Below are 16182 nucleotides of genomic sequence, written 5' to 3' on the forward strand. Positions count from 1 at the left end.
CGCTCAGCGTCCACGCACGGGACATCGGCTAGCTTCGTCGTATGAGCCTGCCACCGGAACGCGAGAGCGGTGTCGAGGCCCTCGTCGCTCGCATGCAGGAACTGCGCGCGGCCCGCGCCCATCCTCCTTCCGAATACCCGGTGCTGCTCGACGCGGCCCTCGCCGAGCTGGAGCACGCGATCGAGGCGCTGCGCCACGCGTCGGAGGCACCGGCGCCGCCGCGGACCCCGGGAGCCGGGGCGGCGTATCCGTTCAAGGCCATCTTCGAGCACCTGCCGTGGCCCGTCATCCTGACCGACGAGCAGACCGCGGTGCGCCGCCTCAACACGGCGGCCGCCGAACTGACCGGCCTGCCCCAGGCGTACGCGGCAGGCCGGCCGCTCGCCGCGTTGCTGCGCCCCGCCGACCGGGCCGCCCTGCGTGCCCATACGGCGGCCGTGGCCCGGGGCGACGGGGGCCGCAGTCTTCCGGTCCGCCTCCAGCAGCTGCCGGACGGCCCGCTGTACGCGACGCTCACCGCCATCGCGGCGCCGGGGGAGGGGAGGCCGGACCTGCTCCTGGTGCTCACGCCGACGCCCGCGCCCAGGCCCGCCGGGGCCGAACACCCCGAAGCCCGCAGCGACCCCGCCATGGTCGTCCGCCAGGCCGAGCTGACCGCCCTCCTGGACCGCACGGCCCGTGCACTCCTGGGCGGGGAGCCCCCCTTGTCGGCTCTCGGGGCCGCCGCGGGCCTCCTGCGCGACGGGCTCGCCGACTGGGCCCTGCTCGACCTGGGGCCGCCGGCCGGTCCGGTCCGGGGGGCGGTCCACGGCCCGACGGCACCGCAGGACGCGGCCCTCGAAAAGGCGTTCCTGCGGCAGGACCCGCGCGACTGCCCCGTGGCCGCAGAGGTCATGGGGTCCGGGGCGGCGGCGGTAGAGCTGCTGACGGACCATCTGGACAGGCTCGGGACCGATGAGGACGGAACTCCGCTGATGGTGAGGGCCGAGGTCACCTCGCTGCTCTCCGTACCCCTGACCGCGCCCGACGGCAGGACGGTGCTGGGAGCGCTGACCCTGCTCCGGGCGGGGGCCGGGCCGCCGTTCTCGCTGCTGGAGGCCGGCACCGCGGAGATCGCGGCCGGGCACATGGCCGTCGTCGCGGAACGGGACGGAATGTGCGGTCCCGGCCCGGGCTGAGCGGGGCGCGTACGGAGAAAAGCACTCCCGGCCAGGGGTGCCGGGGCCGGGAGGTGGCATACGGCGAAGTGGGGGAGCCTTGAAGGGCCGCTCCGCAGGCGCTCCGGCGCGGGCGGGCTCCGCCCCCGGCCGATCGAGCATGGAGGACATGATGGTGCGGACTGTGGGTGTCGAGGAGGAGCTGCTGCTCGTCGACGAGCGGAGCGGCGACCCCCAAGCGCTCTCGACGGCCGTCCTGGCCCTGGCGGAACGGCGCGCCGAGGGCGACTCGGTCTTCGAGTCGGAGCTGCACCGCCAGCAGCTGGAATTCGCCACCGAGCCGCGCGCGGACATGCGGGAACTCGCGGACGAGATCCTGCGCTGGCGGGCGGAGGCGGCCCACAGTGCCGCCGAGGCCGGGGGAGCGGTCGTGGCACTCGCCACCTCGCCGCTCCCCGTGAGCCCGACGATCGGCGAGGGGGAGCGGTACGGGTGGCTCGCCGACAAGTTCGGGCTGACCACGCAAGAGCAGCTGACCTGCGGATGCCATGTGCACGTCTCCGTGGAATCGGACGAGGAAGGCGTCGCGGTCCTGGACCGCATCCGTCCCTGGCTCGCGGTCCTGCTCGCGCTGAGCGCCAACTCGCCGTTCTGGCAGGGGCAGGACACCACCTACAGCAGCTACCGCAGCCGGGTGTGGGGACGCTGGCCCTCGTCCGGGCCGGTGGAGCTCTTCGGCTCCGCGCGCCGCTACCACGAAGAGATCCAGTCGCTCGTCGACACGGGCGTCCTGCGCGACAAGGGCATGATCTACTTCGACGCCCGGCTTTCGCACCGCTACCCGACGGTCGAGGTGAGGGTCGCGGACGTGTGTCTGGAACCCGCCGACGCCGCGCTGCTCGCCACCCTGGTGCGCGGCCTGGTCGAGACGGCGGCCCGCGCCTGGCGGGCGGGTGATCCGCCGGAGCCGTACGGGGTGGGGCTGCTGCGCATGGCCGCCTGGCAGGCCGGCCGCTCGGGCCTTGAGGGGCCGTTGCTGCACCCCGCCACGATGCGTCCGGCATCGGCGCCGGACGTCGTCCGCGCCCTGCTCGCCCATGTGCGTGACGCGCTGGAGGACAGCGGGGACCTCGCCGCGGCGGAAAAGGGGACCGAGCAGGTGCTGAAGAGGGGCACCGGCGCCCGTATCCAGCGCGACGCGCTCGAACGCAGCGGCAGCCTCCGCGACGCGGTCGTCGAATGCGTAGCCAGGACACGCGGCTGAGACGGACGACGGACTCCGGCCCCGAGGGGCCGGAGTCCGTCGCTTACCGGGTGCTCAGTCGTCCGCGCAGACCCGTACGGTGTGCAGCTCCGGGTCCGCCGGGTCGGGCAGGTTCATCCCCGCTTCGAGACCCGTCAGGAGATAGCGCAGCACCGGCTCCGTCAGCCGTTCGCCGGGCAGCACCACGGGGATGCCCGGGGGATACGGCGTGATCATCTCGGCGGCGACGCGGCCCCCGGCCTGCTCCACCGAGACGTCCTCGGTCCCGTGGAAGTACGCGTCGCGCGGCAGCCTCGCCTGCTCCATCCTCAGCTCCGCCGGGGCGGGGACAGCCACCTCGGGCCCCCTGGGGAGCGAGGTGGCCTGCTGTGCGAGATCGCGCAGCGCTGTCATGAGCCGCTTCGTGGTCTCGGCGTCGTCGGCGTGGGTGAGCTGGGCGCTGATGCGCCGGTGGTCCATCAGGTGCGTGTCCAGGTGGTGGTGTTCGCGCAGCCAGTCCGCCGCCCGGTACCCGGACACCCCGAGGTCCGTGATGTCGATGACGACCGGAAGCGGATCGAACTCGGAGCCCGCGCCCGGCCCGCAGAAGTCGTCGCGGCCGTTGACGTGCAGGCCGTCGATGGACTCGATCTCCTCGCGCACCGACGCGGCGAGGGCGAGCGCGCGCGACATCAGCGTGTGCCCTTCGAGCATCATCTGGCGCCGCCAGCCGTCCATGCCGGCGTACAGCAGTACGGAGGGGCTCGTGGTACCCAGCAGATCGGCCCGGGACGCCAGCGTGTCGTGGTCGATCAGGTCGCCCTGCAGATGGAACACCGACCCCTGTTCCAGCCCGCTGCCCATCTTGTGGATGCTGGTGACGCAGACGTCCGCGCCCGCGTCCATCGCCCATGTCGGCAGGTCCGGGTGGAACGGCAGGTGCGCGCCCCACGCCTCGTCGACGACGAGCGGCCGGGAGCGGCGGTGGCACACCTCGGCGATGGCCCGCAGGTCCGCCGCGACCCCGTACGGGGTGGGGCTGGTGACGAGGGCTCCCTTCGCGTCCGGATGCTCCTCGAACGCCCGCTCGTACGACTCGGCGGACGGCGGGTGCGCGAGATGGCGCTCCGTGTCCCACTGCGGCTCGATCCACACCGGCTGGATGCCCGAGAGGATCAGCCCGGAGATCACCGCCTTGTGCGCGTCCCGCCCCACCAGGAGCTTCTGACCGTGCGCGGCGACGCTCAGCATCGCCGCCTTGACCGACAGGGAACTGCCACAGGTCGAGAAGAAGGCGTGCTTCGCGTGCACGGCGTCGGCCATCAGGACCTCCGCGCGCTGCAGCACCCCCGACTTCATCCGCCGGTCGTCGAGCCCGCCGCTGGCGAGCACGTCACCGAGGAACACGGCGTCGCCCAGCACGGCCCTGACCTCGGGCGCGGCGCCCCGGGCCTGCTTGTGACCGGGGGGAGTGAACCCCAGCTCGCCCCGCTGCCGGTAGGCGGCCAGGGCGTCGAGAACAGGTGCTTCCTCATGATTCTTCGGCATACCCGCCGCCTTCCCGTGGTCCGTTCCACCCATCCGCACACCGAACGCCCCAGGGCTACGGAAGCGGGGTGCCGCCGGTCGCGTTCACGATTTCCCCGGTGATGAAACTCGCGTTGTCGGACGCCAGGAACACGTACGCCGGAGCCATCTCGGCCGGCTGGGCGGGCCGCCCGAGCGGGCTCTGCTTCCCGAACTCCTTCGTGTCGGGCAGCGTCGCCGGAATCAGCGGCGTCCACACCGGGCCGGGGGCCACGGCGTTCACGCGGATGCCGTCGGAGGCCAGCGTCTGCGCGAGGCCGTGGGTGAAGGTGACGATCGCGCCCTTGGTCATGGCGTAGTCCAGCAGATGCGGACTCGGCTTGTACGCCTGCACCGACGTGGTGTTGATGATCGACCCGCCGGCCGGGATGTGCGGCAGGGCCATCTTGCACAGCCAGAACATCCCGTACAGATTGGTCCGCAGCACCCGGTCGAACTGCTCGGTGGAGATCGCGGCGATCCCGTCGGGCTGGGCCATCTGGTACGCGGCGTTGTTCACGAGTACGTCGATGCGCCCGAACTCCTGCACCGCACTGCCGATCAGGGCACGGCACTGCTTCTCGTCGCGGATGTCGCAGGCCTCGGTCAGCGCCTGCCGGCCCGCCTCCTCGACCAGGCGGGCCGTCTCCCGGGCATCGTCCTCCTCGGCTTCCAGGTGGGTGATCAGCACGTCGGCGCCCTCGCGGGCGAAGGCCAGCGCGACGGCCCGGCCGATCCCGGAGTCGCCGCCTGTCACGACGGCCTTGCGGTCCTTCAGGAGCCCGTGGCCCCGGTAGGAGTCCTCGCCGTGGTCGGGCGGCGGGTCCATGGGCCCGGTCCATCCGGGATGCTCCTGGTCCTGCTGCGGGAAGTCGGGCCGCGCGAAGCGCTCGGTGGGGTCCTGGCCGGGTGTGCTCATGAGGTCCTTCTTCCGTTGCTGGTCGTGGGGTCCGGGGCAGGGGGTCACCGGACGTCCTCGATGACGAACCCGCTCCGGGGCGCGGTGGGAATCCGGTGCAGCGGAATGGAGAGGTCCTGCTCCGGCACCCGGTACGAGAGGCCGGACAGCAGCACCGCCAGGGCGGACAGCAGTGAGAGGGTGATGTCCTCGCCCGGACAGCGGTGCCCCGTGGCCGGGTCGCCGCCACCCTGCGGGACCAGCTCGTCCGGCCGCACCGGCGTGCCCCGGAACCGCGCGGGATCGAAGACATAGGGCCGGGGCCACAGGTCCGGGTCGTGGTTCTGGCCGTACAGGTCGAGGAGCACGAGCGTGCCCGGCCGGATGGTGCGGCCCGCCCATTCGAGCCGTTCGGCCGCCAGCCCGCCGATGAACGGGGCGAACGGATAGAAGCGGCGGACCTCCTGCGCGAAGGCGAGGGCGGCGGACGGGTCGTCCTCCCGGAGCGCCGTACGGTTCTCGGGCCACCGGTGCAGGGCGTGCGCCGCGAAGGCCGCGAACCAGCTGACCGCGACGGTCGGCCGCAGGATGTTGAGCACCTCGACGGCCGCCGTACGGGAATCGAGGAGCGAGCCGTCGGCGTCCCGATGGTGTGCGACGGCACGGAACGGGGTAACGCGCACCCCGCCGGCCTCCCCGCTGTCGCGTTCCCGCTCCACCAGCCGGGCCAAACGCCGCTCCTGCCGGCGCCTGGCGCGCCGTGCGCGCAGCTGCCGCGGACCGGCCGACGCGAAGCCGTCCACCATGGCCACCAGATCGCGCGCGGCGCCGTCCGCCTCGCCCGCGGCCAGTGGCACCCCGGCCCAGGCGTGCACGGCGCGCGTGAGCACCCCGGCCACCTCGTCGAACAGCACGACCGGGCCCCGGTCCGTCCACCCGTCGACGGCGCCCTTCCACTCCAGGACGACCCGGTCGGTCAGGGCCCGTACGCCCTCCGGGTCCTTCAGCAGGTGGAGGAACATGCCCTTGCGCACCCGGTGCCGCTCACCGTCCAGGGTGTGCACCGCCCCCTGGCCGAACAGCGTGTCGATGACCGGCTCCGGCAGGGCCCCCTGGCGGTGGATGTGCTCCTCGTCGTAGAAGAAGCGCACCGCGGCCGGACCGTGCAGCGCGATCACCCGCTTGCCGAGCAGACGGGTGCGGACCGGTGCTCCGCCGCTGCGCCGCCGGCGGTCGGGCAGCCACGCGTAGCCCTGGAGCAGTAGGGGCAGGGTGCTGTCGGCCATGGACTCTCCGTAGGACAGGTCTGAGGGGGTCCGTGCGGTGGCGTGGGTCCGGGGTGGGCGGGCCCGTCGGTACCCCGCCGTCGATCCTGGGCGCACCGGGACCGGCGCGCGACTCGGAATCCGCTGGACGGCGCTGCGGCTGTGGTCCCAACCGGCAGCGCCTGCTCCCGCGTACGCCGGGAGCCTGGCCAGGCGGGTACCCGTACCAACCGAGGACATGCGGGGCGGGCCGGGGCGGATTCGTACGCGACGGCCGGACCCGCTCCCTGGATCGAATCGGGCATTCCGGTTAAGGCCGCGTTCCGTGGGAACCCGTCGCACGGAACCGCTGTGCGGGCACGCCCGCAGGACGACCCGGAGGGACCGAGGAGATATGGGACGGCATGCCGAAATCGCCCGCGCCCTGGCCATGAGGGCGAAAGGGGCGCAACTCAGGTCGGACGGCGCCGCGCTGGGCGACGTGCGCCTCAAGGCGGAGGGGCGCCGGCGCGAGAGCACCGGACGGATCGCCCAGGCGGAGGCCAAGGCGGCACGCCGCACGGACCGGCACTGACCCGACAGCGAGGAGATCACTCATGCGAGCACTGACCTGGCAAGGAAAGCGCGACGTCCGCGTGGAGACCGTTCCCGACCCGGTCATCCAGGACCCGGCCGACATCATCATCCGGGTCACCTCGACGGGCATCTGCGGATCGGACCTCCACCTGTACGAAGTACTCGGCCCGTTCCTCGACGCCGGCGACATCCTGGGCCACGAGGCGATGGGTGTCGTCGAGGTGACCGGCGCCGAGGTGACCGCCGTCTCGCGCGGCGACCGGGTCGTCGTCCCGTTCAACGTCTCCTGCGGCACCTGCTTCATGTGCGCCAAGGGCCTGCACTCCCAGTGCGAGACCACGCAGGTGAAGGAGCACGGCACCGGGGCCTCGCTCTTCGGCTACACCAAGCTCTACGGGCAGGTGCCCGGCGGGCAGGCGGAGCTGATGCGGGTGCCCTTCGGCAACACCCTGCCCATCAAGGTCCCCGAGGGGCCGGCGGACGACCGCTTCGTCTACCTGTCGGACGTGCTGCCCACCGCCTGGCAGGCCGTCGAGTACGCCGCGATCCCGCCCGGCGGCAGTGTCACCGTCCTCGGCCTCGGGCCGATCGGCGACATGGCGGCCCGGATCGCCCTGCACCGCGGCGCCGGCCTGGTCATCGGTGTGGACCTGGTCCCCGAGCGCCTCGCCCGCTCGGCCGCGCGCGGCGTCCAGACCCTCGACCTGGCCCACTACGGGAAGGACCTGCCGGCCGCGATCCGGGACCTCACCGGCGGCCGCGGCACCGACGCGGTCATCGACGCCGTCGGCATGGAGGCCCACGCCCTCGGAGCGCCGATCGGCAAGGCCGGCCAGTGGGCCACCGGGCTGCTGCCGGACGGGGCCGCCCGCAAGATCATGGAACGCGCCGGCGTCGACCGGCTCAGCGCCCTGCTCACCGCCATCGACGTGGTGCGCCGCGGCGGCACGATCTCCATCTCGGGTGTCTACGGCGGCGCCGCCGACCCGCTGCCCCTGCTCACCATGTTCGACAAGCAGATCCAGCTCCGGATGGGCCAGGCGAACGTCAAGCACTGGGTGCCCGACATCCTGCCGCTGCTCGTCGACGACGACCCGCTGGGCGTGGACGGCTTCGCCACGCACCGCCTGTCCCTGGAGGACGCCCCGAAGGCGTACGAGACCTTCCAGCAGAAGGCCGACGGCATGGTCAAGACGCTGCTGCGCCCCTGACGGCCGGGGAGTGGCGCAACGGAAGGAGTCACGGTGAACGCATCGAACGGCCTGCGCGTCGTCGTCACGGGCGCGACCGGCAACGTGGGCACGAGCCTCGTCCGGGCCCTGTCCCAGGACCCCGGCGTGGGGTCGGTCCTCGGACTGGCCCGGCGGCTGCCCGATCTCACCCTGCCAGGCGTCGAGTGGGGCAGGGTGGACCTCTCCCGCCCGGACAGCGCCCAGAGGCTCGCCTCGCTGCTGACGGGCGCGGACGCCGTCGTCCACCTGGCCTGGCGCTTCCAGCCGACCCACGACCCCGTCGTCACCTGGCGCAGCAACGTCGAGGGCTCCCTGCGGGTCTTCGACGCGGTGCGCACGGCGGGCGTCCCGGCCCTGGTCCACGCCTCGTCCGTCGGCGCCTACTCGCCCGGCCCCAAGCAGGAGCCGGGGGTGGACGAGCGATGGCCGACCCATGGGTGGCCCGACGCCGCGTACTGCCGCGAGAAGGCGTACCTGGAGCGGGTCCTCGACACCTTCGAGCTGCGTCACCCGCAGATCCGGGTGGTCCGCATGCGGCCCGGGTTCCTGTTCAAGGAGACCGCGGCACCCGAGCAGCGGCGCATCTTCGGCGGGAAATACCTCCCCGGCGTGCTGCTCCGCCCCGATCTGCTGCCCTTCGTGCCCGACCTCCAGGGGCTGCGGTTCCAGGTGCTGCACACGGACGACGCGGCCGAGGCGTACCGGCTCGCCGTTCTGGGCGATGTGCGCGGCCCCTTCAACCTGGCCGCCGACTCCGTCACCGACGCCCGCGCCCTCGGCGAACTCCTCGACGCGCGGGTGGTGCGCGCGCCCCGGCCGCTGGTACGCGGCGCGCTGGCGACCGCCTGGCACGCACGAGCGGTCCCGGCCTCGCCCCACCTCTTCGACGCGGTGCTCCGCCTCCCCGTCATGGACTGCGCACGGGCGTACGAGGAGCTGGGCTGGCGGCCGCGGCACTCGGCGTCGGACGCGCTGACCGCGTTCCTGCGCGGGGTCGTACGCGGCGAGGGCGACGCGACGGCCCCGCTGGCCGGCAGCCGGTGGAGCTGATGAGCGCCGCGCGGGCTTGCGGGGGACGCACGCCCGCGAGCCGGCGGCTCGCCGAGACAGGGGGCCGGTGCCACCATGGCAACCATGTCATGCAAGGCGCTGATCGTCATCGACATGATCAACCCGTACGACCACGTGGACGCGGACCGGCTCCTCCCCTCCGCCGAGCAGGCCGTGCCCGTCATCGCAGGCATGCTGAAGGCGGCCCGGGAGAGCGGCTCACTCGTGATCTACGCCAACGACAACTTCGGCGACTGGCGCTCCCACCACGGCGAGATCGTCGAGACGGCCATGGCGGGCGCCCGCCCCGACCTCGTCGAACCGCTGCGCCCCGACGACAACTCGCTCTTCGTCGTCAAGGCCCGGCACTCCATCTTCTACGAGACGCCCCTGCCGTACCTGCTCCACCAGCTGGACGTCGACTACCTCGTCCTGACCGGCCAGGTGACCGAGCAGTGCATCCTCTACTCCGCGCTCGACGCGCACATCCGCCACATGGACCTGACCATTCCGCGGGACGGTGTGGCCCACATCCACGCGGACCTGGCCGACGCCGCCCTGCGGATGACGGAACGCAACATGGGCGCCCGGGTGTGCGTCGCCGAAGAGATCGACCTGTGACTCCGGCGGGCCACGCCGGCACGAAAGGACCCCCATGACCCGCGCCGCACTGTTCGACGTGGACGGCACCCTCGTCGACACCAACTACCTGCATGTCACCGCGTGGTGGGAGGCGTTCCACCAGGCCGGGCACACGGTGGCGATGCCGGCGGTCCACCGCGCCGTCGGCCTCGGCTCCGACGACCTGATCGCCCATCTGCTGGGGCCCGGCCGGGACCGGGAGCAGGACGCGGGGATCAGCGCCACGCACTCCGCCCTGTACGCCACGTACTTCGAGCGCCTGCCCCCGCTGGACGGCGCGGCCGACCTGCTGCGTGCCCTGGCCGGCCGGGGCTGGACGATCGTCCTGGCCACCTCGGCGTCCGGGCCGGAGCTGGAGGCGCTGCGGGGCGCGCTCGACGCGGACGACGTCATCTCCGGGACGGCGAGCTCCGACGACGTGGACGAGGGCAAGCCCGCCCCGGACCCGATCCGGCACGCGATGGAGATCGCCGGCGCCACCAGCGAGGAGGCCGTGTACATCGGGGACTCCGTCTGGGACATGGAGGCGGCGACCAGGGCGTCGGTGCCCGCGGTGGGCCTCCTGTCGGGCGGCATCCCCCGGGCGGACCTGGAGGCGGCCGGAGCCGTGGAGATCCATGACTCCCCGGCCGCCCTCCTGGCCCACCTGGACACCGGCGTCATCGCCCGTATGACCCAGTAGGGCTCTGTGTTCCTAACCGCCGTAGCACAGGCAGAACGGGTGCCCGGCCGGGTCCGCGAACACGCGGAAGTCGCGCTTGCCGCCGTCGTCGTCGAGGTCGAGCGGCGCGGCCCCCAGGGCGAGAACCTCGCGCTGGGCCGCCTCCATGTCCCGCACCTTGAAGTCCAGGTGCTCCTGCTGCGAGTTCCGGTCGCCACGCGGCCACTCGGGCGGCTGGTACCCAGGGGCCAGCTGGAAGGCGAGGCGGGCCCCGCCGGGGACGTGGAGCTCGTACCAGCGGTCGCTGTCGTGCGTCACCTCCCCGCCCAGCACCCCCTGGTAGAAGGCGGCGAGTGCCGCGGGGTCGGGGCAGTCGATGGCAACCAGGCAGTAGGTCGCGACAGCCATGTCGTTCCTCGCTTTCGGGGTACGCGGATGTGCGGACGTCCCCTCAAGGGTTCCGCGAGCGGCTCCGAGGAAACATGATCCGGGTGCCGTACGTTTCGACCGCCAGGGATCGGTAACCCATCCCATATGGTGCAATTCGGATACACGATGATGACCGAGCAAGCGGGTCCGAAGGCCCTCGTCGAGGACGTGGTGGCGGCCGAGCAGGCCGGCTTCGACTTCTCCGTGACCTCCGACCACTACTTTCCCTGGCTGGCGTCCCAGGGGCACGCCCCGTACGCCTGGAGCGTGCTCGGCGCGGCGGCGCAGGCCACGTCGCGCATCCCGCTGATGACGTACGTGACCTGCCCGACCACCCGTTATCACCCGGCCGTGGTGGCGCAGAAGGCCGCGACGCTGCAACTGCTCTCCGAGGGGCGGTTCCGGCTCGGGCTGGGCTCCGGCGAAAGCCTCAACGAACACGTGGTGGGCGGGGGCTGGCCGGACGCGCGGGTGCGGCTGGAGAAGCTCGAAGAGGCGGTGGAGATCATCAAGGCGCTCCTCGCGGGCGGCTACGTCACCCACCACGGCGCCCACTTCGACGTGGACAACGCCAAGCTCTGGGACCTGCCCGACGTGGCCGTCCCCCTCGGCGTCGCCGTATCGGGCGACCGGTCGTGCGAGATCGCGGGCCGGCTGGCGGATCTGGTGATCGCCACCGAGCCCAAGAAGGAGCTGCTCACCGGCTTCGAACGGCACGGCGGAGGCGGAAAGCCGAGCGTCGGCCAGCTGCCCGTCTGCTACGACACCGACCGCGACGCCGCCGTGAAGCGGGCCCACGACCAGTTCCGCTGGTCGGTCGGCGGCTGGAAGGTCAACTCGGAGCTGCCGGGCCCCTCCGCCTTCGACCAGGCCACCCAGTACGTCAGGCCCGGGGACATCGCCGAGGCGGTGCCCTGCGGCGACGACGTCGGACAGTTCGTCGAAGCGGTGCGCCCGTTCGTCGACGCGGGGTTCACCGAGGTCGCCCTCGTACAGATCGGCGGTGGCCACCAGAAGCCGTTCATCGACTGGGCGCAGGAGAAGCTCCTGCCCGCGCTGCGCGCCATGTGACACGCGTACGTGTCCCCCGGCCCGCAGGCCGGGGGACACGAGCGTGCAAACGTTACTTCCCGCTGTCCGAGCCGTTGCGGCCGTTGGACGAGCGCGCCATCGCCCAGGCGGGGAACACGAACCAGCAGATGAAGGACCACAGAGCCATCCCGCCCACCAGCCACAGGGCGAGCGTGTTGTGCAGCGCCACGCGCATGATGAGCAGCAGCGCCGAACACATCGTGCAGAACAGCAGCACGAGCCCGAGCAGGGTGAGCCGCGCCGCCCACACGACCGTCTCCGGCTTCAGATGGCGCCCGGTCAGCAACCGGTGGTGGCACACCGGCCCGATCAGCGCGGCCGCGGTGGCCGAACCCAGGAGCACGGTGACGACGTAGATCGTCTTGTCGGCCTCCGCCAGGGTGGAGAAGCGCGGCTGGAAGACCACCGCGAGCAGGAAGCCGAAGAGGATCTGCACCCCCGTCTGGGCCACCCGCAGCTCCTGGAGCAACTCCGTCCAGCGGCGGTCCGCTCTCTCCTCGGTCGTCTCGTCCCGCCCACCGCGGGCGTCATCAGCCTCGTCCACGCGTCCGTTGTCCATGTGCGGTGTCCCTCCCTCCCTCGTGCCGAAACCTTTGTGCGCGGGCCGTCCGGCCCGCGCACAAAGGTTTCGGCCACGCCCCGGTGGTTCAGCGGCCGACGGCCTTCAGGAGCTGCTCCTTGTTCATCGTGGAGCGGCCCTCGATGTTCTTCTTCTTCGCCTCTTCGTAGAGCTGGTCCCTCGTGCGGCCCTGCGCGCCCTTGTGCGAGCGCTCGCCGCCCCGCTCGGAGGCGGACTTGGGGTCGCGCGTGGACGTCTTGCTCGCAGTCTTCGACTCGCCGGAGCGTGCGCGCTCCTTGTTCACGGTGCGCGCGGCGATTTCCTTCGCACGCTTCTCGGACGTGCCGCGCTTCTCCGCGCTCTCCTTCACGTGCTCGTACTGGCGCTCACGCTTGGGGCTCGATCCTGCCGGCATGACGCTGTCCTCCTCGTTCTCGTCCTCGGCCCTCGGGCCCGGTCCGGGGTCATCCACCCGGGTTGCCGGGGGGCCACGTCCGAAACATGGCACCGCCCCGACGGGTACGCCCACCGGGTCGCGCGCTCGGGTGACGCCACGCGCCGCCCGTACGCCCGACCGACCGGTTCCACAGGGCTGATCGGGGGGAGTCGCCGCGCCGCCGACAAGTGAAGCGGCCGACTTCGGGTACCGGGTTTCCTGCGAGGCCGGTCACCCGGCGCGAAGCGGTACGAGGAGGAGCGCATGGACACGAGAGGGGACGCCCCGGCGGACGGGCAGCAGAACACCGGAGCGGACCCGGCGCCCGACCTGCCGGCCCTGCGCCGCGAGCTGGACCGGCGGGTCGACGGCGAGGTCCGCTTCGACGCGGGCAGCCGGGGCGCCTACGCGACCGACGGCTCGAACTACCGGCAGGTCCCGATCGGCGTCGTCGTCCCCCGCACGGTCGACGCCGGCGCCGAGGCGGTCGCGGTCTGCGCCCGGTACGGCGTACCGGTGCTGTCCCGGGGCGGCGGCACCAGCCTCGCCGGGCAGTGCACCAACGCCGCCGTCGTCATCGACTGGACGAAGTACTGCCACCGCCTGGAGTCCGTCGACGAGTCCGCCCGGACCTGTGTGGTGGAGCCCGGCATCGTGCTCGACGAACTGAACCGGCAGCTGGCCGGCCGCGAGCTGCGGTTCGGGCCGAAGCCCTCGACGCACAGCCACTGCTCCCTCGGCGGAATGATCGGCAACAACTCGTGCGGCGCGTCCGCGCAGGCGTACGGCAAGACCGTCGACAACGTGCGGCGGCTGGAGATCCTGACCTACGACGGGCTGCGCTGCTGGGTCGGACCCACCTCCGACGAGGAGTACGCGCAGATCCTCGCAACGGGCGGGCGCCGCGCCGAGGTGTACCGGGGGCTGCGCCGGATCATCGACGAGCACCTGGCCGACGTCCGCCAGGGCTTCCCCGCCATCCCGCGCCGGGTCTCCGGCTACAACCTCGACTCCCTGCTGCCCGAGAAGGGCTTCGACCTGGCCCGTGCCCTCGTCGGCAGCGAGGGCACCCTCGTCACCGTCCTGCGCGCCGAACTCGACCTGGTCCCCGTCCCTCCCCACGAGGCGATGCTCGTCCTCGGCTACCCCGACATCTGCGCCGCCGCCGACGACGTACCAAGCCTGCTGGAACACTGCGCGCCGACCCAGCTGGAGGCGCTGGACGGCCGGATGGCGCAGCTCATGCGCGAGGAGGACAGCCACGTCGCGTCCCTGGACTCCTTCCCGGAGGGCGACAGCTGGCTCCTCCTCCAGTTCAGCGGGGACACCCAGGAGGACGTGGACCGCCAGGCTCACGATCTGCTGAAGGCGCTCGGCCGCGACGAGGACGACCCCACGGTGACGTTCTCCGACGACCCGCCGCGCGAGCGCCGGATGCTCAAGGCCCGCGAGGCCGGACTCGGCGTGACCGCCCGTCCGCCGGACGGACGGGAGACCTGGGAGGGCTGGGAGGACTCCGCCGTACCGCCCGAACGGCTCGGCGACTACCTGCGCGACCTGAAGAAGCTCTTCGCCGAGTTCGACTACGACCACCCTTCTCTCTACGGCCACTTCGGACAGGGCTGCGTGCACACCCGCATCCCCTTCGGCCTGAAGACCGCCGAGGGCGTGGGAACCTTCCGGGAGTTCCTGTTCCGTGCCGCCGACCTCGTCGCCTCCTACGGTGGTTCGCTCTCCGGCGAGCACGGGGACGGGCAGTCACGCGGCGAACTCCTGCCCCGCATGTACGGGGAACGGCTCGTCGCCGCGTTCGGCGAGGTCAAGACGCTGCTGGACCCGGACAACCGGATGAACCCCGGCAAGATCGTCGACCCGTACCGCACCGACGAGAACCTGCGGCTCGGCCCGCACTGGCGGCCGCGGAACGACGCGACGCACTTCCACTACCCGGAGGACGAGGGCTCTTTCAACCGGGCGGTCATGCGCTGCGTCGGCATCGGCAACTGCCGCTCCCACAGCGGCGGCGTGATGTGCCCCTCCTACCGGGCGACCGGCGAGGAGGAGCACTCCACCCGGGGCCGGGCGCGGCTGCTCTTCGAGATGCTGGGCGGCCACCAGGACACGCCTGTCACCGACGGCTGGCGCTCCACCGAGGTCCGCGACGCGCTCGACCTCTGCCTCGCCTGCAAGGGCTGCAAGTCCGACTGCCCGGTCGGCGTCGACATGGCCACGTACAAGTCGGAGTTCCTGGCCCACCACTACGCGGGGAGGCTGCGCCCCACGGCACACTACTCGCTGGGCTGGCTGCCCCTGTGGGCCCGGCTCTCCCGCCTCGCCCCGCGCCTGGTCAACGCGGCGCTCGACGCGCCCGGCCTCCGGCGCGTCGCCAAGAGGGTCGCCGGCGTCGCCGACGAGCGGCAGCCGCCCGCCTTCGCCGAGGAGTCGTTCGTCCAGTGGTGGCGGGCCCGCGGCGGGCCGGACCCCGACCCGGCCGACCCCCGGACCGTGGTGCTGTGGCCGGACACCTTCACGACCTACTTCCACCCCGGCATCGCCCGGTCGGCCGTCCGGGTCCTGGAGGACGCCGGCTTCCGGGTCGCCGTCCCGGAACAGGCCGTGTGCTGCGGGCTCACCTGGATCTCCACCGGGCAGCCCGCCACCGCGAAGAAGGTGCTGCGCCGGACCGCCGACGTGCTGCGGCCATGGATCGAGTCGGGCACCCCGATCGTCGGCCTGGAACCGTCCTGCACGGCGGTCTTCCGGTCCGACGCCCCGGAGCTCATGCCGCACGACCAGGACATCCAGCGCCTCGCCGGGCAGTTCCGCACCTTCGCCGAACTGCTCGTCAACGACGCCCCGGACGACTGGCGGCCGCCCGTCCTGACCCGGCAGGCCACCGTGCAGACGCACTGCCACCAGCACGCCGTCACCAAGTTCGACGCCGACCGCGAACTCATGCGCCGCGCCGGCCTCGACGCCGAGGTCCTGGACGAGGGCTGCTGCGGACTCGCCGGCAACTTCGGCTTCGAGCGCGGCCACTACGACCTGTCCATGGACATCGGCGAGCAGGGCGTCCTGCCCGCCGTCCGGGGCGCCGCACCCGACGCGCTGGTCGTGGCCGACGGATTCAGCTGCCGTACGCAGATCGAGCAGGGCGAGACCGGCCGCCGCGCCATGCACCTGGCCGAAGCGCTCGCTCTCGGGCTCGACGGGCCGCTGCCCGCCGACCACCCCGAGAAGGCCACCGCCCGCCCCGCCCGCCCGGCGCCGGCCGCGAGCCGGCTGGTGACGGGCGCCGCGCTCACCGTGCTCGGCAGTGCCGCGTACACCGCCCTGCGCCGTAACCGACGTAACACGCACCACCGATAGGAGAAGA

Annotated in this window: 15 protein-coding genes; 9 read left to right on the forward strand and 6 right to left on the reverse strand. The window is 72.6% G+C overall.

Translation table 11 applies throughout. The features are described from left to right. The first annotated feature begins 41 nt into the window (after window positions 1-41). The gene (locus OG242_RS30455; RefSeq protein ID WP_405901222.1) at window positions 42-1178 is read left to right on the forward strand and encodes a PAS domain-containing protein; all 1137 of its coding nucleotides are present in this window, start codon (window positions 42-44) and stop codon (window positions 1176-1178) included. Between the two features lie 148 nt (window positions 1179-1326). After that, on the forward strand, window positions 1327-2421 hold the full coding sequence (locus tag OG242_RS30460; RefSeq protein ID WP_405901223.1) for a glutamate--cysteine ligase: 1095 nt from the start codon (window positions 1327-1329) through the stop codon (window positions 2419-2421). A gap of 54 nt (window positions 2422-2475) precedes the next feature. Here OG242_RS30460 and OG242_RS30465 read toward each other — a convergent pair whose 3' ends face one another. The 3 genes from OG242_RS30465 to OG242_RS30475 are packed head-to-tail and all read right to left on the reverse strand — an operon-like array spanning window position 2476 to window position 6150. After that, window positions 2476-3948: an aminotransferase class I/II-fold pyridoxal phosphate-dependent enzyme gene (locus tag OG242_RS30465; RefSeq protein ID WP_405901224.1), complete on the reverse strand. Its 1473-nt coding sequence runs from the start codon at window positions 3946-3948 to the stop codon at window positions 2476-2478. A gap of 55 nt (window positions 3949-4003) precedes the next feature. After that, the gene (locus OG242_RS30470; RefSeq protein ID WP_405901225.1) at window positions 4004-4885 is read right to left on the reverse strand and encodes a glucose 1-dehydrogenase; all 882 of its coding nucleotides are present in this window, start codon (window positions 4883-4885) and stop codon (window positions 4004-4006) included. 44 nt (window positions 4886-4929) lie between these two features. Beyond that, complete coding sequence (locus tag OG242_RS30475) at window positions 4930-6150, reverse strand: cytochrome P450 (protein ID WP_405901226.1); 1221 nt, start codon at window positions 6148-6150, stop codon at window positions 4930-4932. Between the two features lie 373 nt (window positions 6151-6523). Between OG242_RS30475 and OG242_RS30480 the strand changes: the two genes are divergently transcribed. The 5 genes from OG242_RS30480 to OG242_RS30500 all read left to right on the forward strand — a co-directional run bounded on the left by OG242_RS30480 (window position 6524) and on the right by OG242_RS30500 (window position 10311). Then, window positions 6524-6703, forward strand: coding sequence for a hypothetical protein (locus OG242_RS30480; protein ID WP_405901227.1), 180 nt, complete (start codon window positions 6524-6526; stop codon window positions 6701-6703). A 22-nt stretch (window positions 6704-6725) separates the two neighbouring features. Next, the gene (locus tag OG242_RS30485) at window positions 6726-7916 is read left to right on the forward strand and encodes an alcohol dehydrogenase catalytic domain-containing protein (RefSeq protein WP_405901228.1); all 1191 of its coding nucleotides are present in this window, start codon (window positions 6726-6728) and stop codon (window positions 7914-7916) included. A 33-nt stretch (window positions 7917-7949) separates the two neighbouring features. After that, entirely contained in the window at window positions 7950-8987 is a 1038-nt protein-coding gene (locus OG242_RS30490) for an NAD-dependent epimerase/dehydratase family protein (protein WP_405901229.1), read from the forward strand. Window positions 8988-9071: 84 nt separating this feature from the next. Then, window positions 9072-9608, forward strand: coding sequence for an isochorismatase family cysteine hydrolase (locus OG242_RS30495; RefSeq protein ID WP_405901767.1), 537 nt, complete (start codon window positions 9072-9074; stop codon window positions 9606-9608). Between the two features lie 34 nt (window positions 9609-9642). Continuing rightward, window positions 9643-10311, forward strand: a complete 669-nt coding sequence (locus OG242_RS30500) for an HAD family hydrolase (RefSeq protein WP_405901230.1) — start codon at window positions 9643-9645, stop codon at window positions 10309-10311. Between the two features lie 12 nt (window positions 10312-10323). Here OG242_RS30500 and OG242_RS30505 read toward each other — a convergent pair whose 3' ends face one another. Continuing rightward, window positions 10324-10698, reverse strand: a complete 375-nt coding sequence (locus OG242_RS30505) for a VOC family protein (RefSeq protein WP_405901231.1) — start codon at window positions 10696-10698, stop codon at window positions 10324-10326. A gap of 126 nt (window positions 10699-10824) precedes the next feature. On the opposite strand from OG242_RS30505, the gene OG242_RS30510 reads away from it, so the two are divergent. Beyond that, window positions 10825-11790: an LLM class F420-dependent oxidoreductase gene (locus OG242_RS30510; RefSeq protein ID WP_405901232.1), complete on the forward strand. Its 966-nt coding sequence runs from the start codon at window positions 10825-10827 to the stop codon at window positions 11788-11790. Between the two features lie 52 nt (window positions 11791-11842). Here the strand turns inward: OG242_RS30510 and OG242_RS30515 are convergent, their stop codons facing one another. Then, complete coding sequence (locus OG242_RS30515; protein ID WP_405901233.1) at window positions 11843-12370, reverse strand: DUF6328 family protein; 528 nt, start codon at window positions 12368-12370, stop codon at window positions 11843-11845. Between the two features lie 88 nt (window positions 12371-12458). Continuing rightward, window positions 12459-12785, reverse strand: coding sequence for a plasmid stabilization protein (locus tag OG242_RS30520; RefSeq protein ID WP_405901234.1), 327 nt, complete (start codon window positions 12783-12785; stop codon window positions 12459-12461). A 285-nt stretch (window positions 12786-13070) separates the two neighbouring features. On the opposite strand from OG242_RS30520, the gene OG242_RS30525 reads away from it, so the two are divergent. Further along, on the forward strand, window positions 13071-16175 hold the full coding sequence (locus tag OG242_RS30525) for an FAD-binding and (Fe-S)-binding domain-containing protein (protein ID WP_405901235.1): 3105 nt from the start codon (window positions 13071-13073) through the stop codon (window positions 16173-16175). Window positions 16176-16182 lie beyond the last annotated feature (7 nt).

The organism is Streptomyces sp. NBC_00727 (assembly GCF_045161745.1).
GTDB lineage: Bacteria > Actinomycetota > Actinomycetes > Streptomycetales > Streptomycetaceae > Streptomyces.